This window comes from Telluria sp. ZT3P25 (genome assembly GCF_059685895.1).
The window spans coordinates 1,737,992-1,758,163 of sequence record NZ_JCASIJ010000001.1; the positions used below are offsets into that span (position 1 = coordinate 1,737,992).

The following is a 20,172-nucleotide window of genomic DNA, read 5'->3' on the forward strand; positions in this document are numbered from 1 at the left end:
TCATGGTCGCAGCTACATCACTAGTCGTTCGCGTAGATATTGTTGTCCTTGGTCTCCCGCACGAACAACGCACCGATCACGAACGTGGTCATGGCAATGATGATCGGGTACCACAGGCCGTAATAGATATCGCCCTTGAACGCCACCAGCGCAAAGGCCGTCGTCGGCAGCAGCCCGCCGAACCAGCCATTACCGATGTGATACGGCAGCGACATCGACGTGTAGCGGATCCGGGTCGGGAACATCTCGACCAGCATCGCCGCGATCGGGCCATATACCATCGTCACATACAGCACGAGGATGAACAGCAGCACGACCAGCATCGGCTTGTTGATCGCGGCCGGATCGGCTTTCTCCGGATAACCCGCGCTCGCCAGCGCCCCATTGACCTCTTTCTTGAGCGCCGCTTCGCTGGCCTTGGAGGCATCGTCGAAGTTCAGGTTATCCGGCGTCATGACGGCGTTGAACGACTTGAACTCGGTCGTGCCGATCCTGATGGTGGCGACGGTGCCCGCTGGCGCGTCGATGCGGTTGTAGCTGACCGATGCTGCCGTCAGCATCCGCGTGGCGATGTCGCACGACGACGGGAACTTGCGGGTGCCGGTTGCATCGATCTGGAAGCTGCAGGTAGCCGGATCGGCCACGACGAAGACGGGCGCGGTGCGCAGCGCCGTTTCCAGTGCCGGATTGCCGTAGTGCGTGATGGCCTTGAAGATCGGGAAGTAGGTCGCCGCTGCAATCGCGCAGCCGCCCAGGATGATCCACTTGCGGCCGATCTTGTCCGACAACGCGCCAAAGATGATGAAGAACGGCGTGGCCAGCAACAGGGCGATGGCGATCAGGATATTGGCCGTCGGGTCGGCAATCTTGAGCGTCTTGGTCAGGAAAAACAGCGCATAGAACTGGCCCGTGTACCAGACCACGGCCTGGCCCATCGTCAGGCCGAGCAGCGCCAGCAGGGCGATCTTGGCGTTCTTCGGTTTCAGAAAGGCTTCCGACAGCGGCGCTTTCGACGTCTTGCCTTCCGCCTTCATCTTGGCAAAGGCCGGCGACTCGTTCATCGAGAGCCGGATCCAGACCGAAATCCCCAGCAGCACGACCGAGATCAGGAACGGAATGCGCCAGCCCCAGGCCTGGAATTCTTCTTCACCAATCAGCGTGCGGGTGCCCAGGATGACCAGCAGCGACAGGAACAGGCCGATCGTCGCGGTGGTCTGGATGAACGCCGTGAAGAGGCCGCGTTTGCCGTGCGGCGCGTGCTCGGCCACGTAGGTTGCCGCGCCGCCATACTCGCCGCCCAGCGCCAGGCCCTGCAGGATGCGCAGCGTGACCAGGATGATGGGCGCGGCGATGCCGATCTGCGCGTAACTGGGCAGGATGCCCACCAGGAATGTCGATGCACCCATCAGCAGGATCGTGATCAGGAATGTGTACTTGCGACCGATCATGTCGCCCAGGCGCCCGAACACCAGCGCGCCGAATGGCCGCACGATGAAACCGGCGGCAAAGGCCAGCAGCGCGAAAATGAAGGTGGTGTTGGGGTCGCCAATGAAGAACTGCTTGGCGATGATCGTGGCAAGCGAGCCGTACAGGTAGAAATCGTACCATTCGAACACGGTGCCGAGCGAGGAAGCAGCAATGACCTTGCGCTCTTCCTTGGTCAGGCCGGCGGTGGTAGCAGGTGGTGGTACGGCGCCGACAGTGTTGCCGGGTGTGATGGCCATGGGTGGTCTCCGTTCGTTGTTTTGTGTTTAAGCGGAAAGGCTGATTGTTGGTCAGCCAACCCAATGTGCGCCTCGAAACTTACGCGAATCTTGCAAAATGGGTGGGCAGAGGCCAGCGCTGTAAATATGTTTTTCGTATGGTTTTGGCGAACGGTCGTGCGCTCGCTATACTGCTTGCGAGGGGCAGGCAACCCTGCCCACGACGCTGACAACAGGAGAATGAATGATCAAGCACATCGTCATGTGGAAACTGAAGGACGCGGCCGAAGGTGCAGACCGCGCAAGCAATGCACGCGAGATGAAACGCCGGCTCGACGAATGCGCCGCGATCGTCCCGGGCATCATCACGTTCGAAGTGACACTGGCCCAGCCCGACCTCGAAGCGACCTACGACATCGTCTTGTATTCCGAATTCGCCGACCGCGCGGCGCTGGCCGCGTATATCGCGCATCCGGTGCACCAGGCCGTGGTGCCGTTCATCGGCGCGATCCGCGAAGGCCGCCAGTGCATGGATTACGAAGTCTGACCACGCCGTTCTGACCGGAGGCCGTATGCGCACCACGCAGGAACTGTTTTCACTGGAGGGCAAGACCGCGATCGTCACCGGCGGCTCGCGCGGGCTCGGGCTGCAGATGGCGCAGGCGCTGGGCGAGCAGGGCGCACGCCTGATCCTCACGTCGCGCAAGCAGGAGGAACTCGACGCCGCCGTCGCCCGGCTGCACGATCTGGGCATTGAGGCGAGCTGCTTTGCGGGCGACCTGTCCGATCCGGCGCATGCAACAAGCCTGGTCGAGACGGCGCTCGCGCGCCTGGGTCATGTCGATATCCTGATCAACAATGCCGGCGCCACCTGGGGCGCGCCGGCCGAGGATTATCCGCTCGAAGCGTGGGACAAGGTGATGAACCTGAACGTGCGCTCGGTCTTCCTGGTCTCGCAGGCGGTTGGCAAGCTGTCGATGATCCCGCGCCGCTACGGGCGCATTGTCAATATCGCGTCGATTGCCGGCCTGTCGGGCAACCCGCCGGACGCGATGCAGACCATTGCGTACAACACGTCCAAGGGCGCGGTGATCAACTTCACGCGCACGCTGGCCGGCGAATGGGGCCGCCACGGGATCACGGTCAATGCGATCGCGCCGGGCTTTTTCCCATCCAAAATGACGAAGGGCGTGCTGGCCGCTTACGGCGCCGAGGGCCTGGCAGCTGCTGCGCCGCTGGGACGGCTGGGTGACGACGAAGACCTGAAAGGCGCGGTGGTGCTGTTCGCCTCCGACGCCGGCAAGCACATCACGGGACAAATACTGGCGGTCGATGGCGGCGTCACCGCTGTCTGAACGCACGGTCAAAGGACAAGACGATGGATGATTTCAAGGGCAAGGTGGCGGTCATTACGGGCGCGGCCAGTGGCATGGGCCGCGAGTTCGCCACCATGGCCGCCAGCCTGGGCATGAAGCTGGTGCTGGGCGACGTGCAGCGCAAGCCACTCGAGAAAGCTGCCGAGGAATTGATGGATGGTGGCGCCGACGTGATCGCGATGGTGTGCGACGTGCGCAAGAGCGCGCACGTGCAGGAGCTGGCCGATTCGGCGATGGCGCGCTTCGGCGCGGTGCACCTCGTGTTCAACAATGCGGGCGTTGGCGCTGGTGGGCTGATCTGGGAAAATTCCAAGGAAGACTGGGAATGGGTGCTGGGCGTGAACCTGTACGGCGTCGTCAACGGCGTGCGCGCGTTCATCCCCGTGATGCTCGAATGCGCGGCCAAGGATCCCGCGTATCGGGGCTATGTCGTCAACACGGCGTCGATGGCGGGGTTGATCAACTCACCGGCACTGGGCTTGTACAACGTGTCCAAGCATGCGGTGGTGGCGCTGACCGAAACGCTGTATCACGACCTCAAACTGGTCGATGCGCCGATCGGCACATCGGTGCTGTGCCCGTACTTCATCCCGACGCAGATCGCGCAGTCGCACCGGCACCGGCCGGATGAACTGCGCACCGACGAGATCATGACGGCGAGCCAGATGGCGGCGCAGGCGCTGACCGAAAAAGCGGTCGGCTCGGGCAAGGTGTCGGCGGCGCAGGTCGCGCAACTGACGTTTGACGCCATCCGCGCCGAGCGTTTTTATGTGTTCTCGCATCCGCAGGCGCTGGGCACCGTGGCCGAGCATGCCGATACGCTGGTGCATGGCCGGCAGCCGCCGGATCCGTATGCGGCCACGCCGCATCTGCGGGATATCCTGAAAGTGGGGCTCAAGGGGCGGCGCTGAGCGGCCGGCCCTCTACCGCATCAAGCTGCAGCTTGCTCGCCCGGCACCACGACGCGCTCGTGCAGGTCGGGTGCGCCGTTCAGGTACAGCTTGACCACCGTCGACGTGCGCGTGCCATATTCCTCGGACTCGATACAGACCGATGACAGCATCCGCTCCATCTCGAGCGGCACGCCCGTTTCCGGCAGGCGCAGATCGGGCGCACGCGTCGTGTCGGCCAGCATTTCGAAGTACGCGTCTTCCGGCGCGCCCTGGCACAACAGGCTCGCGAACTGCGCTTTCGTGCGCAGCACCTTCGGCCACGGCGCGTCGAGCAGGCCGTTGGAGATGCCGTAGATCCGGCCGCGTTCGAGCGGCTGGCCATTGCGTGGGTCGTGTTGCCCGCGATTCGAGTACCAGTACAGGCTCTCGGCATCGCCCAGCACCAGGTTGTAGCCGTTGTACCGGTCTGGCTGCGCCGCGAGCTGCGCGACGTAGGCGCCCGCATCGAGCTCGCCAGCCAGATAGTCGGCCACCAGCGCGCCGCGTGTCGGCGCATCGGGCTGGCGTTCACCCGGGCTGCGGATGTTGGTCAGCGCAGCAAAGCGCGGGCCGTTCGCGCCCGTGGTTGACACGCCCATCCAGCTGCCGCCGCCCTGCAGGTCGCGCCCGGCGATCACGTGCGGATGCTCTGGCCACGGGGCTGCGGGCAGGGCGGGCCGGTCATAGAATTCGTCGCGGTTGGCGGCAGCAATAACAGGCACGCCAGGGACGACGTGCCATGCAAAGACGATCAGGCACATGGCGGCAACTCCGTAAAGACTTCGACACGGCGCGGGCCGGCGAGCAGGGGTTCGAATCCGGCCTGATCGACGGCGCGCGCGAGCGCGGCGTCAAAGCCGGCGGGGACGGACGGGTAGACTTCCATCCAGGTTTGCAGGCCATCGTGGTTGCCGGGCCGGCGCTTGAGTTGTACGTGCACGCCTTCGCTGGCGACGAGGACTGCCTGCATCGCGCGCACCAGCGGGGCCAGTTGCGCGGTGTCGGCGTCGCGCACCTTGTAGTACACGTACAGGTCTGAGACGGACAGATCGGCCATCGTCAGTCGTCGATCGCGTCGAGGCTGTACGGCATCGGCAAAAAGCTCACGCGTGCGCCGGTGGCCGAGCCCAGGCGCACTTCTTCCGTCAGCTGCGCCAGTTTGATTTCGACCAGCGCATCGGCGCCGCCCATGCCGTTGGGCGCGACGTTGACGACCATGCCGCATGGCTGGCTCGGGTCGAGCAGCGAAAAGACTTCGTCGCCGGCGCGTGCATCCGCGTCGTCAATACGGGCCAGCGCAGCGCGGCGCTTGATCTTGCCGAGGTACTTGGTGCGTGCGACGATTTCCTGGCCCGGATAGCAGCCCTTCTTGAAATTGACGCCGCCGAGCAGCTCGAGATTGATCATCTGCGGGACGAACTGTTCCTGCGTCGCGGGGCCGACCTGTGGCTCGGCCGCGTGGATCGTCGCCAGTTGCCAGGCCTGGTCGCCGCCGACGGCGAGTTGCGTGCACAGTGCGGACAGCGCGGCACTTGCCGTCTCGGCCGACGTGAGCCACAAGTAGCGCGGCGCGCCGAACGCATCGTTCAGGCGCAGCACGGTGCCGAACGCACCATCCGTTTTGGTCATTGGCGTGGCTGGCAGCGTCGGCACGATCTGGCCGAGCGCCGCTTGCGCACGGGCGCCGCCCAGGCCCAGCACCGTGGCGAATGGCGCCGCATCGGTCGCATCGACGAGCTTGGCCTTGGAGCGCATGACGAACATCGACAGCCGTTTCTGCAGCGGCGCCTGGATGGTGCGCGGCAGTTGCAGGTACACGGCATCATTGTTGCGCCACATCAGGAAGCTCGCTTGCAGGCGGCCCTTCGGCGTGCAGAAGCCCGCGAAGCGCACGTCCGTCGCCGTCAGGTGCTCGACGTCGTTGGTCAGTTGCGTGTGCAGGAATTTGGCAGCGTCGTCACCGCCCACGGCGATCAGGCCCTGGTCGCGTACCGTCGCGATGAAACCGGCGGCGACATTGTCGAGCGTGAGCTGCGGGCCCGTGTCTGCAACCTCTGTATGCATGCCAGGTTGGTCATGGCCAGGTGCTGGCGAAGGCGTGTTCTGGATGTCTGTCTGGGTCGTCATCAAAATCCGCTTATATTTAGGCAATTAGGCTTTATCATTACGGCCTCATTATAGAGTTGTGTGGAAAATCGCGCCGGGCGCGGTCCATTTCGCACGTTGACCGCGCAAACACATGGCACTGATAAAAAAACTACTCGTTACCGGCGTCATCGTTTCCGTCGCTGCCGCCAGCGGCTTTGCCTGGTGGACCAAGCAGGCCTTGCCCGTGCCTGGGGCGCCCATTGAATTTTCGATCAACCCTGGCAGTGGCGTGGCCGCCAGCGCGCAGCAGATGGCCGCTGCCGGCGTGCCCGTCAACCCGACGCTGTTCGTGCTGCTGGCGCGCCTGACGGGCGACGCGGGCCGCATCAAGGCCGGCAGCTATGAGCTCAAGCCGAACACGTCGCCGCGCGGCCTGCTGTCGCAACTGGTGCGCGGCGAGTTCGCGCAGGAAGCGGTAACGATCATCGAAGGCTGGAGCTTCAAGCAGATGCGCCAGGCGATCAGCAGCCACACGCGCCTGAAGCACGATACTGTCAAGCTGACCGACGCCGAACTGATGGCGAAGATTTCGACCGACTATAAAAACCCGGAAGGCCTGTTCTTCCCCGACACCTACCTGTTCGCGAAGGGTTCGTCCGAGATCGAGATCTACCGCCGCGCGCACCAGGCGATGCTGGCCCACCTGAACGAAGCCTGGGACAAGCGCAACAAGGAACTGCCGTACAAGACGCCGTACGAAGCGTTGATCATGGCCTCGATCGTCGAGAAGGAAACGGGGCAGAAGAGCGAGCGCACGATGATCGCCGGCGTATTCGTCAACCGCCTGCGCACCGGGATGCTGCTGCAGACCGATCCGACCGTCATCTACGGCATGGGCGACGCGTTCGTCGGCAAGATCGCCAAGAAGGACCTGTTGACCGACACGCCGTACAATACCTATACGCGGGGCGGCTTGCCGCCCACGCCAATCTCGCTGCCTGGCCTGCAGTCGCTGCAGGCAGCGCTCGCGCCGGCCGACACGCCAGCGCTGTATTTCGTCTCGCGCGGCGACGGCACCAGCCAGTTCTCCAGCAATCTGCCGGACCATAACCGCGCCGTGAATCGCTACCAGCGCGGGATCACCACCCAATGACAGAAGGTTGTTCCATGCAGGGCAAGTTCATCACGTTCGAAGGCATCGACGGCGCCGGAAAATCCACCCATATCGGTTTCGTCACCGATTTTCTCGCGGGCCGCGGCAAGACCGTGGTCGCTTCGCGCGAGCCGGGCGGCACGCCGCTGGGCGAAAAGCTGCGCGACGTGCTGCTGCACGAAACGATGCATCTTGAGACCGAGGCACTCCTGATGTTTGCCAGCCGCCGCGAACACATTGCGCAGGTGATTGCGCCAAAGCTGGAGATGGGGCACTGGGTGCTGTCGGACCGGTTTACCGATGCCAGTTTTGCGTACCAGAGCGGTGGCAGGGGCCTGTCGCGCGAGAAGATGGAAGCGCTCGAGGCGTGGGTGCATCCAGCGCTGCAGCCTGACCTGACGCTGCTGTTCGACGTGCCGCTCGACGTGGCGCGCGAACGGCTTGCGGCCTCGCGCACGCTCGACAAGTTCGAGCGCGAGCAGGCCGAGTTCTTTGCCAGGTGCCGCGCCGAGTACCTGCGCCGCGCGGCGCAGTTCCCGGGGCGCTTCGTCGTCATCGATTCGACGCGCAGCATCGAGGCGATCCAGCGTGAACTCGCGGCTGTCCTGGAGCGCCTGCTGTGACGATGTATCCGTGGCAGGGCGCCGCCTGGACCCAATTGCAGGCGCTGCGCGCGCGCATGCCGCACGCGATCCTGTTCCACGGCCCGGCCGGCACCGGCAAGGCCGACTTCATCGAGGCGTTTGCCCAGGCGCTGCTGTGCGAGAACGCGCGGCCTGACGGCCAGGCGTGCGGCGTCTGCGCATCGTGCGGCTGGTTCATCCAGCACAACCATCCCGATTACCGCCGTGTGCGGCCCGAAGCACTCGAAGACGAGCCGGGCGCGGGCGACGAAGAAGGCGACGGCGATCGTAAATCGAAGTCGACCAAGGCGCCGTCGAAAGAGATCAAGATCGAGCAGATCCGGGCGCTGGCTGACTTCATGAACATCTCGACGCACCGCCAGGGCTTGCGCGTCGTGGTGCTGTATCCGGCCGAGGCGCTGAATACGCCGGCCTCGAACGCATTGCTCAAGACGCTGGAAGAACCGCCGCCGGGCACCGTGTTCCTGCTGTCGTCCAATAGCCTGGACCGGCTGCTGCCCACGATCCTGTCGCGCTGCCGCAAGTTTGCGCTGCCGATGCCGTCGCATGGCGACGCACTGGCATGGCTCAACGCGCAAAGCGTGCCGGATGCCGACAGCTGGCTGCGCGAGCAGGGCGGGGCGCCGCTGGCGGCGCTGGCCGCGTCCGCGCATGGCAGCCGCGAAGAGCTCGACGTGCTGCTCAACTTCCTGGCACGCCCGGCGCCGGATGCGGCGCTGCGCGCGGCCGACAAGTTGGCCAAGGCCGAGCTGCCGGCGCTGGTGGCGTGGACCCAGCGCTGGCTGTACGACGTGTTTTCGCTTAAATTGTCGGGCAAGATCCGGTACTACCCGCGTTACCAGAAAGAGCTGGCGGCACTGGCCGGCCGGGCGCAGACGGGCAACCTGCTGCGCGCGATCAAGGCCATGAACGAGCGCCGCGCGGTGGCCGATCATCCGCTGTCGGCAAAATTATTTGTCGAGGACATGCTGCTTGAGTACACTGGCTGCTGTACATGAGAGGACCACGATGAGCGCCAATCCGCCCGATGCCACTGCAGCCCAGGCTCCGCGCCCGTCCGTGCTGTCGCTGGCGATCAAGGAAAAAGCGGCGCTCTACGCGGCCTATATGCCGTTCCTGCGTAATGGCGGCATGTTCGTCCCGACCACCAAGCCCTATCAGATCGGCGACGAGATCTACCTGATCCTGGCGCTGATGGACGATCCGAACAAATACCCCATTGCCGGCACCGTCGCCTGGATCACGCCGGCGGGCGCCAACAACAACAAGGCGCAAGGCATCGGCGTGCATTTCCCGGCCGACGAATCGGGCCAGCGTGCCCGCCAGCGCATCGAAGAGATCCTCGGCGCCGCGCTGCGTTCTTCGCGCGCTACCCATACGTTGTAACTAACCAAATTTTGTAACTAACCCATCTTGCTGCATGCCTTCCTACGTCCATCGCCTGGCACGACGCGACGACCTGCCGGTCATCGTCGATATCTATAATTCCACCATCGCCTCGCGCGACGTGACGGCCGATACCGAGCCGGTGTCGGTGCAGTCGCGCGAAGCGTGGTTCAACGAGCACACGCCCGACCGGCGCCCGCTGTGGGTGATCCATGATGCGCTCGACACGAGCGAACAGCCGGCGGTGATTGGCTGGCTGTCGTACTCGAACTTCTATGGCCGGCCGGCGTATTCGGGTACGGCGGAAGTCTCGATCTATATCGCGGAAAGCGCGCGCGGCCGGGGCCTGGGGCGCTATTGCCTGGAGCTGGCGATCGCGTTCGCACCCGAAGTCAAGGTGCACACGCTGCTGGGCTTCATCTTCGGCCACAATGCGCCGAGCCTGGCGCTGTTCGGTAAATACGGATTCGAGACCTGGGCCAACTTCCCGCGCGTGGCGAACCTCGATGGCGTCGAGCGCGACCTGATCATCCTGGGCAAGCGCGTGGCCTGAGTTGTGACCGTGGCGCCCGTGCTGCGGCCGGGCGCCTCGCGTACAATGGCGGGATGTTTATCGATTCCCACTGCCACATCAATTTCCCGGAACTGGCCGCCCGCATGCCCGAGGTGCTGGCCAAGATGGCCGAGAACCAGGTCACGCACGCCCTGTGCGTGTCGGTCGACCTGCCGGACTTTCCGCAAGTGCTCGCGCTGGCCGAGCAGTATCCCCATATCTTCGCCTCGGTCGGCGTGCATCCCGACTACGAGGACACCCCTGAGCCGACCGTGCAGCAGCTGGTCGACCTGGCGGACCATCCGAAGATCGTCGCCATCGGCGAGACAGGCCTGGATTACTACCGCCTCAAGGGTGACCTCGACTGGCAGCGCGAGCGCTTTCGCGTGCACATCCGCGCGTCGCGCGAGACCCGCAAGCCGTTGATCATCCATACGCGCGCGGCCAGTGAAGACACGATCCGCCTGATGAAGGAAGAGGGTGCCGGCATCGACGCCGGTGGCGTGGCGGGCGTGATGCATTGCTTCACCGAGTCGCTCGAGGTGGCGCAGGCGGCCATGGAGCAGGGTTTCTACATCTCGTTCTCGGGCATCGTCACGTTCAAGAGCGCCAAGGATTTGCAGGCGGTCGCGCTGGCGGTGCCGCTCGAGCGCATGCTGATCGAGACCGATTCCCCGTATCTGGCGCCGGTGCCGTTCCGTGGCCGCATGAATGAGCCGGGCTATGTGGCGCACGTGGCCGAGTACATCGCCACGCTCAAGGGCGTGTCGCTGCGCGATGTCGCGGCGCAGACGAGCGAGAACTTCTTCAACCTGTTCCAGACAGCCAGGAGCTGACACATGCAAATCGTTCGTTGGATGGCGCGCCTGGGCGCGGCGGGTGTGCTGGGCGGGCTGGCCGCCGGTGCCGGTGCCTTTGCGGCTGAGCCGCCGACCGACAAGCAGGTGTCGTCGTTCTTCCGCGCCGTGCAGATGGACGATGCGAGCACTGTGCGCAAGATGGTCGGGACCGTCGTCAACGCCAACGAACTCAATCCGCTGGGTGGTGAGCCGGCGTTGGTGCTGGCGATACGCGAGGGCTCGACGGCCGTCGTGCAGGATTTGCTGGCGCATCCCGGCACCGACCTCGAACGCAAGGCAGTCAACGGCAATACGGCGCTGATGATGGCGGCGTTCAAGCGCGATGGCGACACCGTGCGCGCGCTGCTGGACAAGGGCGCAAAGGTCAACCAGCCCGGCTGGACCGCGCTGCATTACGCAGCCGCCAGCGGCGACGCCGCGATCGCGCAACTACTGATCGAGCGCGGGGCGAAGCTCGATGCACTGTCGCCACGCCCGTCCGGCGCCGTGACGCCGTTGATGATGGCCGCGCGCGAGGGGCAGGACGGGATCGTGCGCCTGTTGCTGGCCAAGGGCGCGAACGCGGGGCTGAAGAACACCGAAGGCTTCACCGCTGCCCAGCTGGCCAAGCAGGCCGGGCACGACAAAGTGGCCGGGCTGTTGTCCGGCCGCTGATGGGCGGCAAACTGCGTGTGAATTGAATTGGGCGTTATTTGCCCCTCACCTCGACAGATTGCGTGCAGGAAATAGTATCCATAATAGTCCTACGGTCCCACTACACAGGACGACGAGGATAATCATGCTGAACGAACGCGAAATTGAAAGCTGCTACCTGGGGCAGTTCATTCCAGTCCACTACCATCACAATATGCTGATGGACCAGAACCGGATGCACAGCTTCAAGTCCGCCATCCACTACTCGGTTTTCCCTGGCGCCAAGGTGCTGGAACTGGGCGGCGGCACGGGCGTGCTGTCGTTCTTCGCGGCGCAGAAAGCGTCGAAAGTCTATTGCGTCGAATACAACCCGGACATGGTGCGTGAAGCCCGCCGCTTCCTGGCCATGAACCCGAACGGCCACAAGGTCGAGGTCGTCCACGCCGACGCATTCGACTACCTGCCACCCGAGCCGGTCGATGTCGTCATCTGCGAAATGATCCACGTCGGCATGCTGCGTGAAAAACAGGTCGAAGTGATCGAGTCGTTCAAGCGCCGTTACCTCGCCAAATTCGGCGGCCCGCTCCCGCTGTTCATGCCGGAAGCCGTCATCATGGCCGTCCAGCCCCTCCAGCAGGAATACGACTTCGACGGCTTCTACGCCCCGATCGTCCAGTTCCAGGAAACCGGCGTCGTCCAGCCCGGCACGATCGAGCTGTCGCAGCCCGCCGTCTACAGCATCATCGACTTCGGCCAACCGGTCGACAGCCTGATCGCCTGGGAAGGCTCGGTCCTGATCGAACAGTCCGGCACCCTGAACGCCATGCGCTTCGTGACGAAAAACGTCCTGGCCATCGTGCAGGAACAAGCCACCACGATCGACTGGCTGAACCACTACATGACGCTCCCGCTCTACACGCCCATCACCGTCAAAGCCGGCGACCTGCTGCGCCTGTCCTTCGCCTACCGCGCCGGCGGCTCGATCCCGTCCCTGCAAGCCTCGATCCAGGCCGACGTCGTCACCCAGACCGTCACCGAACAAATCCCCGAATACGCCTAACCCCAACCAGGGTCAGTGTCGAATTGTTTGACAACTTCAGTTAATCAATTACCCAATAATTCGACTCTGACCCCAATTGATGGGTCATTGCTCGATGGATAAATAGGGTCAGTGTCGAATTGTTTGCCAACTTCAGTAAATCAGTTGCTCAATAATTCGACTCTGACCCTAATTGTTTGGATTGAGCCCTAAGGCTATTGCCTTGACCGCTTATCGGGGTAGGCGACTGTTCGTGCCGGGAAACTGACTGTGCGTCGGATGGGGGTAGCCTGCGGATAACGGTGGCGGGTAGAGTGCTTCCATGTTCAATGTGGAGGCAATATGCTGAGTTTTCTGGTGTGGGTGCTGCTGCTGATGGTGTGCTGGCCGATTGCGTTGCTGGCGCTGCTGGTCTATCCGGTCGTCTGGCTGTTACTGCTGCCGTTCAGGCTGCTGGGGATTGGTGTCGATGCGGTGTTCAACCTGCTCAAGGCCATCGTCATGCTGCCGGCGCGTGTGCTGGGACAGCAGCCCGGCCGTTGATATCATCCTGGCACGACTGAGTGTTGGGCAATTAACAGACGATTCTTGCGCGATCTTTTACTGTGAAGATGCTCGCTTTCAATTCGAAAGCAATCATTAAATAGAGGAAATAATATGCGCCTGGATATCTACCGCAGAGCTGAACATGACGGCAAGTTTTCGTACCTGGCCGTGCCGGAATCGAAGAGCATTCCTGAAGAAGCCACCAATACCGATTGGGAAATTGAAACCAAGGGCTACGAGGTGGAAGACAACGCCGATGGCATCAAGGATTTCGACATCGAACACCTGAGCGACCAGATCGCTGAAAAAGGGTATGCGATCACGTCGGTGACGCACTAAGATTTCCTTCGCGGGCCCTCAGGTCCGCCAGTTTCATCAGATCGGCATGCGCCTGGCGCGCACCTCGCCGATGTGCCGGCGCCTCTCCCCCGGGAACCCGGCCCACCCGCAACGGCCCCATAGCCGTTGTGGTATTCTGCGTCCTCGATCAAGCAAGCCAGCCACGCAATGGACTGGGACGGAGGATGGTATGAAGTGGGTTGTCGTCGGTTTTTACGTGTTATCGATCCTGCACATCCATTTCCGTGGCCGCGTCCGTCTTCCGTTTCGGCGTCAGATTTTCGATCACTCGTCGTTCATGGCGCCGATCAATATCTTCATGCACAAGTTTTCGCGCGTACCCAATACGCCGTTCACGCCGCTCTCCGAATTCCCCGAACTGGCCCGCCTGCAGGAAAACTGGCCCATCATCCGCGCCGAAGCCGAGAGCATGCTCGCGCTCAAGAAGATCAAGGCCGCCGAGCAGAACGATGACGCCGGTTTCAATTCCTTCTTCAAGAATGGCTGGAAGCGTTTCTATCTGAAATGGTATGACGCCAGCCACCCGTCGGCCGAGCGCCTGTGTCCACAGACCTATGCACTGCTGCAGTCGATTCCTTCTGTCAAGGCCGCGATGTTCGCCGAGCTGCCACCGGGCGGCAAGCTGAACCCGCACCGCGATCCGTTCGCAGGCTCCATGCGCTACCACCTGGGCCTGGCCACGCCGAACGATGATCGTTGCTTCATCGAGGTCGATGGCGAACGCCACAGCTGGCGCGATGGCCAGGGCGTCGTGTTCGACGAAACCTATATCCACTGGGCTATCAACGGCAGCGAAAGCGACCGCATCATCCTGTTCTGCGACGTCGAGCGTCCGATGCGCTATCGCTGGATGCAGAGCGTGAACCGCTGGCTCGGCCGCAACCTGATGACCGCCGCGGCATCGCCCAACGAAACGGGCGACCAGGTCGGCCTGGTCAGCAAGCTGTTCCGCATTTCGTTCTACATGGGCCAGTACCGCCGCCGTTTCAAGGCGTGGAACAAGACCGCCTACAACATCACGCGCGTGGCGCTGGTCATCGCACTGGCCGCATTCATTTACTGGATCTGACGCGCGGGTCTAACGCCGCCTTGCGCCGATACTTAGACAACACGACAAGCCATTGTAGCGAAACCGGTATATTTACCGATCTCGCTACAATGGCTTTTCTGTTTTCATCTATCGGAGAAGTCCATGGCAAAAGTACTGGTTCTGTATTACTCGACCTACGGTCACATTGAAACGATGGCCAACGCAATGGCGGAAGGCGCACGCGGCGCCGGTGCAACGGTCGACGTGAAGCGCGTCCCTGAAACCGTCCCCGAAGACATCGCCAAGAACGGCCACTTCAAGCTGGAGCAGGCTGCGCCCATCGCCAAGGTGGATGAGCTTGAGCACTACGACGCGATCATCATCGGCGCACCGACGCGCTACGGCCGCATGCCGAGCCAGATGGCGGCCTTTCTCGACCAGACCGGCGGCTTGTGGGCACGCGGCGCCCTGAACGGTAAAGTGGGCGGCGCCTTCACCTCGACCGCCACCCAGCATGGCGGCCAGGAAACCACACTGTTTTCGATCATCACGAACCTGATGAATCTGGGCTTGACCATCGTCGGCCTGCCATACAGCTACCAGCAGCAGATGACGCTCGACGAAGTCGCCGGCGGCAGCCCGTATGGTGCGACGACGATAGCCGGCGGCAAGGGTGAACGTCAGCCGAGCGAAATCGATCTGGGCGGCGCGCGCCACCAGGGCAAGCTGATCGCCGAGACCGCCGCCAAGCTGTTCGGCTGATCGGGCGAGCGCCACTGCCATGACCAATCTCTCCGCATTCCCCATTACGCAACAATGGCCGGCGCAGCATCCGGACCGGCTGCAGTTGTATTCGATGCCGACGCCCAATGGCGTCAAGATTCCGATCATGCTGGAAGAGATCTGTTTGCCGTACGAGGTGCACAAGGTCGACTTCGCGAAGGACGACCAGCATTCGCCGGCCTTCCTGTCGCTCAGTCCGAACAACAAGATTCCAGCGATCATCGATCCAGCCGGCCCTGGTGGCCAGCCGCTGCCGCTGTTCGAGTCGGGCGCCATCCTGATCTACCTGGCGGACAAGAGCGGCAAGCTCATGCCCCAGGACCCGGCTGCGCGCTATCAGGTCATGCAGTGGGTGATGTTCCAGATCGGCAGCGTGGGGCCGATGTTTGGCCAGCTTGGCTTCTTCCACAAGTTCGCCGGCAAGGATTACGAGGACAAGCGCCCCCGCGACCGCTATGTCGACGAGTCACGCCGCCTGCTTGGCGTGATCGAGGGCCAGCTGGCGCAGCACGCCTGGCTCGCGGGCGACGAATTTACCATTGCCGATATCGCCGTCTTCCCATGGATCAATGGGCTGCTGAATTTCTACGAAGCAGGGGACCTGGTCGGCATCAAGGACTTCCCGCACGTATCGGCGGCGCTCACGCAATTTCTGGCGCGTCCTTCCGTGCAAAAAGGCCTCAAGATCCCGGCCTGAACGAGACGGCGAGCCCGCCTCAGTAAGGACTGGCCGTCGGTCGCACGATCAGCTCGCTGACATCCACGTCGGCCGGCTGATCGATCGCGAACCCGATCGCGCGTGCAATCGCCTCCGGCTTGATCGCCACCTTGCGAAAGTCACGCATCGCCTCGCGCGCGCCCGGATCCGAAATCGATTCGGCCAGGTCCGACTCCACGACGCCCGGCGACACCAGCGTCACGCGGATAGCGCCACCGACTTCCTGCCGCAAACCCTCCGTGATCGCCGCCACGGCAAACTTCGTGGCGCAATACACCGCCGCCGTCGGACTGACCGCATACGCCCCGATCGACGCGATATTGATGATCTGGCCCGTACCACGCGCTTGCATGCCGGGCAGCACGGCAGCAATCCCATGCAGCACACCGCGAATGTTCACGTCGATCATTTGATTCCATTCATTGATCTTCAAAGCCTCGAGCTTCGACAGCGGCATGACGCCGGCATTGTTGACGAGGACATCGATCCGGCCATGGCAGTCGAGCGCGAAGTCGGCGAACGCCGTCATGCTCTCCATGCTCGTGACGTCGAGGCGGGTGACGTCAGCAGTGCCGCCCGCAGCACGGATGGCGCCTGCCAGCGCCACCAACTGCTCGACGCGCCGCGCGCCGAGAACGACGCGGTGCCCCTGTGCGGCGAGAAAACGGGCGGTGGCTTCGCCGATGCCGCTGCTGGCGCCCGTGATGAGGATGACTTTCGATGCGTGTTCCATGCTGTGCTCCCTTGTGTGTGATCAGTGGCGTCAGTATGGATAGGACCCGCGATGCTGCCCATGCCGAAACCTCGGCATCGATTGCACGATCCTCCGGAAATGAAAAACGGCACCCTCAGGCGCCGTTTCGATGACAGTTGAACGGGTGGACGGGAAACCCGTCCACCCTAGGATGCCATTCGGCACGTCAGAGCTGGCAGCAACAGGTCAGGCCCGCGGCCGCTGGCGATGGAACGTCAGCGGCGTGTACGACACAGCCGATGGTGGCGGCTGCTTAAGGATGTTCGAGCGCATCGCGCCCACCACGTGCATTTCGCACGGCTTGCAGTCAAACCGCAGCGTGTATCGGTCTTCGCCGCTGACCAGCGTCATCGGCTCGGCTTTCACCTGGCCCTGCACGCCTTGCACACCTTTGGCCTGTTTCGGACACAGATTGAACGAGAAGCGCAGGCAGTGCTTGGTGATCATCAAGGAGACTTCGCCGGCTTCTTCGTGCGACTCGTACGCGGCGTCGATCAATTGCACGCCATGCTTCTGGTAAAACGCGCGGGCCTTGTCGTTGTAGACATTGGCCAGATAGCTCAGCTGCACGTCAGGATACACCGGCGGCGGCGTGGTCGCTGCCTTGCGCTCGGGCCGCTGCCAGGCCGCCAGTCGCGCCGCTTCGTGCGCCGCGATGGCGTCGCGCCGCAGCGCGTTGATTGCCGCGCTCGGCACGAACCACGACTGGCTCAGCTTGAGCTCGACATGGCCCGCTTCGAACATCGTGTTGCCGAGTTTGGCAACGCTGGCGCGCAATCCCGCATCGGCCTGCGCGGCCTGTGTTGCCGGCTGCAGGGCAATTGCCGCCGCTGCATGCGACGCGATGCCGTCCTCGTCGATGATGTCCAGGCGCAATCCATCCGGCTGTTCGCTCAGTACCAGTTCCAGCGCCACCTTGCGCTCCGACGATTTCTTGTTGAGCGTCGCTTCCCAACCGTGGTCGCGGTTGCGGTGGATGACGGTGCCGACCTTCAGGCCGGCCAGCGTCTGCATCGGCTCGTTCGGATACACGCGCCAGCGCTGGCCGTCAGCCTCGTCGCCGAGCTTGTCGGCCTTGTTGGCCTGGATGCCGACCGTATCGCGCTTGTACATATAGTTCAGGCCGTCGCCGTTGGCCATCGGCGCGCCCGTCACGACATCGAAGCTGTCGCCATTCAGGCGCGCCACGATGCCCAGCTCCACGCCCACGTACTTCGGCGAATCGAACGCGCCGATATCGGTCAGGCGGCCTTGCGCGAAGTACTCGGTATGGCCACGGTGGAAGTTTTTGTCGACGTCCGGCGTGAACATGACGCGCGTGCGGCCGCTCGAGGCGCGCACGAATTCCGGCCGCTGGTCCAGCAGTTCGTCGAGCAGCAGGCGGTAGTGGGCCGTGATGTTTTTCACGTAACCCATGTCCTTGTAGCGGCCTTCGATCTTGAACGAGCGGATGCCGGCATCGACCAGCGCGCCAAGATTGCGGCTCTGATCGTTGTCTTTCATCGACAACAGGTGCTTGTCGAACGCAACCACGCGGCCCTGGCCATCGCTGAGCGTATAGGGCAGGCGGCAATTCTGCGAGCAGTCGCCACGATTGGCCGAGCGGCCGTTGTCGGCGTGCGAGATATAGCACTGGCCCGAGTACGCCACGCACAGCGCGCCGTGCACGAAGTATTCGAGCGGCGTGTCGGTGACCTGATGGATCTTGCGGATCTGCTCAACGGTCAGTTCGCGCGCCAGTACCAGTTGTGAAAAACCGACGTCGGCGAGGAATTTCGCTTTCTCTGGCCCACGAATGTCGCACTGGGTACTCGCATGCAACTGAATCGGGGGCAGGTCCAGCTCGAGCAAGCCCATGTCCTGGATGATCAGCGCATCGACGCCGGCCTCGTACAGCTGCCAGATCTGCTTGCGCGCCAGCTCGAGTTCGCTGTCGTGCATGATCGTGTTCATGGTGACGAAGATGCGCGCCCGGTAGGCGTGCGCGAACTGCACGAGCCCGGCGATGTCCTCGAGCGGGTTGCTGGCATTGTGCCGCGCCCCGAATGCCGGGCCGCCGATATAGACGGCATCGGCGCCGTGCAGGATCGCCTCGCGCCCGATCTCGGCGGTTTTGGCGGGCGAGAGCAGTTCAAGCTCGTGGGCTAGCAATGACATGGGGAATCCTTCGATGCGAAGACCGGGATTATAGCCAGTCAGCGCGCTGCCGTCATGTGCCGCGACGTTGCAGCGCCGGCCGAAGCGAGAGGATGTTAGCGCAATCCCAAGCGTTGCTGTGCTAACATCAAGCCCATTTCCCTGGCCTTGAAAACAATCCCGACATGAGTAAAGTGACGCTCGACAGCATCCGTGAAGCGATGGAACACGGCAAGCCAACGATGGTGGACGTCGCCAAGCTGGCTGGCGTGTCCGCCATGACGGTCTCGCGCGTCATGAACGGGAAAACCCTGGTGCGCGAAAGCACCCGGCGCAAGGTCGCCGATGCGGTCGCTGCACTGAACTATACGCCGAACCAGGAGGCGCGCAATCTGGCCGGTTCCAAGCCGATCCGCGTAGGTTTCCTGTACAGCAACCCGAGTGCTGCGTACCTGAGCGAATTTCTCGTCGGCCTGCTGAACCAGTCGGGCCTGAACAATGTCCAACTCTTCGTCGAGAAGTGCGAGGCGGGCAACCACGAAACCGAACACACGCAGCGCCTGATCGACAATGGCCTCGATGGCGTCATCCTGCCACCGCCGCTGTGCGACAGCGAAGCCGTACTAGGTTGCGTGGAACGCGCCGGCATTCCCGCTGTCGTCGTCGCCTGTGGTTCGCCCGCGCCTGGCCTGGGCGCGGTCAGCATCGACGACTACGATGCCGCCCATTACATGACGCGCCACCTGATTGCCCTCGGCCACCAGCGCATCGGCTTCATCGTCGGCCACCCGAACCAGAGCGCCAGCGCACGCCGTCTCGACGGCTACCGCGCTGCGATCGCTGAAATGAACGCCGACGCAGCCGACGAACTGGTAGTGCAGGGGATGTTCACCTACCGTTCGGGCCTGGACGCGGCCGAGCAGTTGCTGGCCCTTGCCGAGCGGCCGACGGCGATCTTCGCCAGCAACGACGACATGGCTGCCGCCACGGTCGCCGTCGCCCACCGCCTGGCGCTGGACGTGCCGGGCGACCTCACGGTCACGGGTTTTGACGATACGGCGCTGGCCACGACCATCTGGCCCGAACTGACGACGGTGCGCCAGCCGATTGCCGAGATGGCGCGCGAAGCAGTGCAGGCCCTGGTGCGGCGCGTGCGCGCGATGCGCGAAGAAGAACCGGCCGAGCCGGAGCAGACCCGCATGGACTTTGTCCTGGTGCGGCGCCAGTCCGACGCCGCGCCGCGCGTGCGCCCGCCGGCGCGCTTGCCTGCTGCTGCGCGAACCCTCTGATCAAGATACCGTGCTGGTCCCGTCCTGGGCCAGTACCAGCACGCGGCACGGATTTCTGTGCCACTCCCGCCCCCTGCAAGCATTCCAATAATTCGTTGACAACCGTCCGAGCAGAAGTTTAGACTGCAATGGTTGCGCTAACAATTCTGTTAAAGGATTGTTGTGACGCACATTAAAATAATCAAAAAG

23 protein-coding genes are annotated in these 20,172 nt (G+C 63.2%); 17 read left to right on the forward strand and 6 right to left on the reverse strand.

The window, feature by feature from the left end:
* Positions 1-20: 20 nt before the first annotated feature.
* Positions 21-1,724 (reverse strand): MFS transporter, encoded by a 1,704-nt coding sequence (locus AC56LY_RS07875; RefSeq protein WP_499578104.1) that lies wholly within the window; start codon positions 1,722-1,724, stop codon positions 21-23.
* Between the two features lie 223 nt (positions 1,725-1,947).
* Between AC56LY_RS07875 and AC56LY_RS07880 the strand changes: the two genes are divergently transcribed.
* From AC56LY_RS07880 to AC56LY_RS07890, 3 genes are read left to right on the forward strand one after another with little or no spacing between them, the layout of a single operon-like run.
* Positions 1,948-2,250 carry a Dabb family protein gene (locus AC56LY_RS07880; RefSeq protein WP_499578106.1) on the forward strand — a complete coding sequence of 101 codons (303 nt, stop codon included), beginning with the start codon at positions 1,948-1,950 and terminating at the stop codon, positions 2,248-2,250.
* A 25-nt stretch (positions 2,251-2,275) separates the two neighbouring features.
* On the forward strand, positions 2,276-3,058 hold the full coding sequence (locus tag AC56LY_RS07885; RefSeq protein ID WP_499578107.1) for an SDR family oxidoreductase: 783 nt from the start codon (positions 2,276-2,278) through the stop codon (positions 3,056-3,058).
* Between the two features lie 23 nt (positions 3,059-3,081).
* Positions 3,082-3,990, forward strand: coding sequence for an SDR family oxidoreductase (locus AC56LY_RS07890; protein WP_499578108.1), 909 nt, complete (start codon positions 3,082-3,084; stop codon positions 3,988-3,990).
* A gap of 20 nt (positions 3,991-4,010) precedes the next feature.
* On the opposite strand, the gene AC56LY_RS07895 is transcribed toward AC56LY_RS07890, so the two are convergent.
* From AC56LY_RS07895 to ygfZ, 3 genes are read right to left on the reverse strand one after another with little or no spacing between them, the layout of a single operon-like run.
* Positions 4,011-4,772, reverse strand: coding sequence for an NRDE family protein (locus AC56LY_RS07895; protein WP_499578110.1), 762 nt, complete (start codon positions 4,770-4,772; stop codon positions 4,011-4,013).
* Positions 4,763-5,068 (reverse strand): DUF4936 family protein, encoded by a 306-nt coding sequence (locus AC56LY_RS07900; protein WP_499578113.1) that lies wholly within the window; start codon positions 5,066-5,068, stop codon positions 4,763-4,765. Before AC56LY_RS07900 ends, AC56LY_RS07895 begins: the two co-directional genes overlap by 10 nt.
* Positions 5,069-5,070: 2 nt before the next feature.
* Entirely contained in the window at positions 5,071-6,075 is a 1,005-nt protein-coding gene (gene ygfZ, locus AC56LY_RS07905; protein ID WP_499578115.1) for a CAF17-like 4Fe-4S cluster assembly/insertion protein YgfZ, read from the reverse strand.
* A gap of 175 nt (positions 6,076-6,250) precedes the next feature.
* Between ygfZ and mltG the strand changes: the two genes are divergently transcribed.
* From mltG to AC56LY_RS07970, 13 genes are all read left to right on the forward strand, one after another.
* Positions 6,251-7,252 carry an endolytic transglycosylase MltG gene (mltG, locus tag AC56LY_RS07910; protein ID WP_499578117.1) on the forward strand — a complete coding sequence of 334 codons (1,002 nt, stop codon included), beginning with the start codon at positions 6,251-6,253 and terminating at the stop codon, positions 7,250-7,252.
* A gap of 14 nt (positions 7,253-7,266) precedes the next feature.
* Positions 7,267-7,875: a dTMP kinase gene (gene tmk / locus AC56LY_RS07915; RefSeq protein ID WP_499578119.1), complete on the forward strand. Its 609-nt coding sequence runs from the start codon at positions 7,267-7,269 to the stop codon at positions 7,873-7,875.
* Positions 7,876-7,877: 2 nt separating this feature from the next.
* Positions 7,878-8,894, forward strand: a complete 1,017-nt coding sequence (locus AC56LY_RS07920; protein WP_499581992.1) for a DNA polymerase III subunit delta' — start codon at positions 7,878-7,880, stop codon at positions 8,892-8,894.
* A gap of 10 nt (positions 8,895-8,904) precedes the next feature.
* Positions 8,905-9,282, forward strand: a complete 378-nt coding sequence (locus AC56LY_RS07925; protein ID WP_332532138.1) for a PilZ domain-containing protein — start codon at positions 8,905-8,907, stop codon at positions 9,280-9,282.
* 34 nt (positions 9,283-9,316) lie between these two features.
* Complete coding sequence (locus tag AC56LY_RS07930) at positions 9,317-9,835, forward strand: GNAT family N-acetyltransferase (protein ID WP_499578120.1); 519 nt, start codon at positions 9,317-9,319, stop codon at positions 9,833-9,835.
* 53 nt (positions 9,836-9,888) lie between these two features.
* A complete protein-coding gene (locus AC56LY_RS07935; RefSeq protein ID WP_499578122.1) occupies positions 9,889-10,671 on the forward strand; it encodes a TatD family hydrolase in 783 nt (260 codons plus the stop codon).
* 3 nt (positions 10,672-10,674) lie between these two features.
* Positions 10,675-11,349, forward strand: coding sequence for an ankyrin repeat domain-containing protein (locus AC56LY_RS07940; RefSeq protein ID WP_499578124.1), 675 nt, complete (start codon positions 10,675-10,677; stop codon positions 11,347-11,349).
* Between the two features lie 124 nt (positions 11,350-11,473).
* The gene (locus tag AC56LY_RS07945) at positions 11,474-12,388 is read left to right on the forward strand and encodes a class I SAM-dependent methyltransferase (protein ID WP_499578126.1); all 915 of its coding nucleotides are present in this window, start codon (positions 11,474-11,476) and stop codon (positions 12,386-12,388) included.
* 321 nt (positions 12,389-12,709) lie between these two features.
* Positions 12,710-12,910, forward strand: coding sequence for a hypothetical protein (locus AC56LY_RS07950; RefSeq protein ID WP_499578127.1), 201 nt, complete (start codon positions 12,710-12,712; stop codon positions 12,908-12,910).
* A 114-nt stretch (positions 12,911-13,024) separates the two neighbouring features.
* Positions 13,025-13,252, forward strand: coding sequence for a DUF6139 family protein (locus tag AC56LY_RS07955; RefSeq protein ID WP_499578128.1), 228 nt, complete (start codon positions 13,025-13,027; stop codon positions 13,250-13,252).
* Between the two features lie 190 nt (positions 13,253-13,442).
* Complete coding sequence (gene lpxO / locus AC56LY_RS07960) at positions 13,443-14,342, forward strand: lipid A hydroxylase LpxO (RefSeq protein WP_482898715.1); 900 nt, start codon at positions 13,443-13,445, stop codon at positions 14,340-14,342.
* Between the two features lie 123 nt (positions 14,343-14,465).
* Positions 14,466-15,065 (forward strand): NAD(P)H:quinone oxidoreductase, encoded by a 600-nt coding sequence (gene wrbA / locus AC56LY_RS07965; RefSeq protein WP_499578130.1) that lies wholly within the window; start codon positions 14,466-14,468, stop codon positions 15,063-15,065.
* Positions 15,066-15,084: 19 nt separating this feature from the next.
* Positions 15,085-15,783 (forward strand): glutathione binding-like protein, encoded by a 699-nt coding sequence (locus AC56LY_RS07970; RefSeq protein WP_499578132.1) that lies wholly within the window; start codon positions 15,085-15,087, stop codon positions 15,781-15,783.
* Positions 15,784-15,802: 19 nt separating this feature from the next.
* Here the strand turns inward: AC56LY_RS07970 and AC56LY_RS07975 are convergent, their stop codons facing one another.
* Positions 15,803-16,537, reverse strand: coding sequence for an SDR family oxidoreductase (locus AC56LY_RS07975; RefSeq protein WP_499578133.1), 735 nt, complete (start codon positions 16,535-16,537; stop codon positions 15,803-15,805).
* Between the two features lie 207 nt (positions 16,538-16,744).
* Positions 16,745-18,715 (reverse strand): peptidase U32 family protein, encoded by a 1,971-nt coding sequence (locus tag AC56LY_RS07980; RefSeq protein WP_499578136.1) that lies wholly within the window; start codon positions 18,713-18,715, stop codon positions 16,745-16,747.
* Between the two features lie 164 nt (positions 18,716-18,879).
* Between AC56LY_RS07980 and AC56LY_RS07985 the strand changes: the two genes are divergently transcribed.
* Positions 18,880-19,983: a LacI family DNA-binding transcriptional regulator gene (locus AC56LY_RS07985; RefSeq protein ID WP_332532126.1), complete on the forward strand. Its 1,104-nt coding sequence runs from the start codon at positions 18,880-18,882 to the stop codon at positions 19,981-19,983.
* Positions 19,984-20,172: the final 189 nt, after the last annotated feature.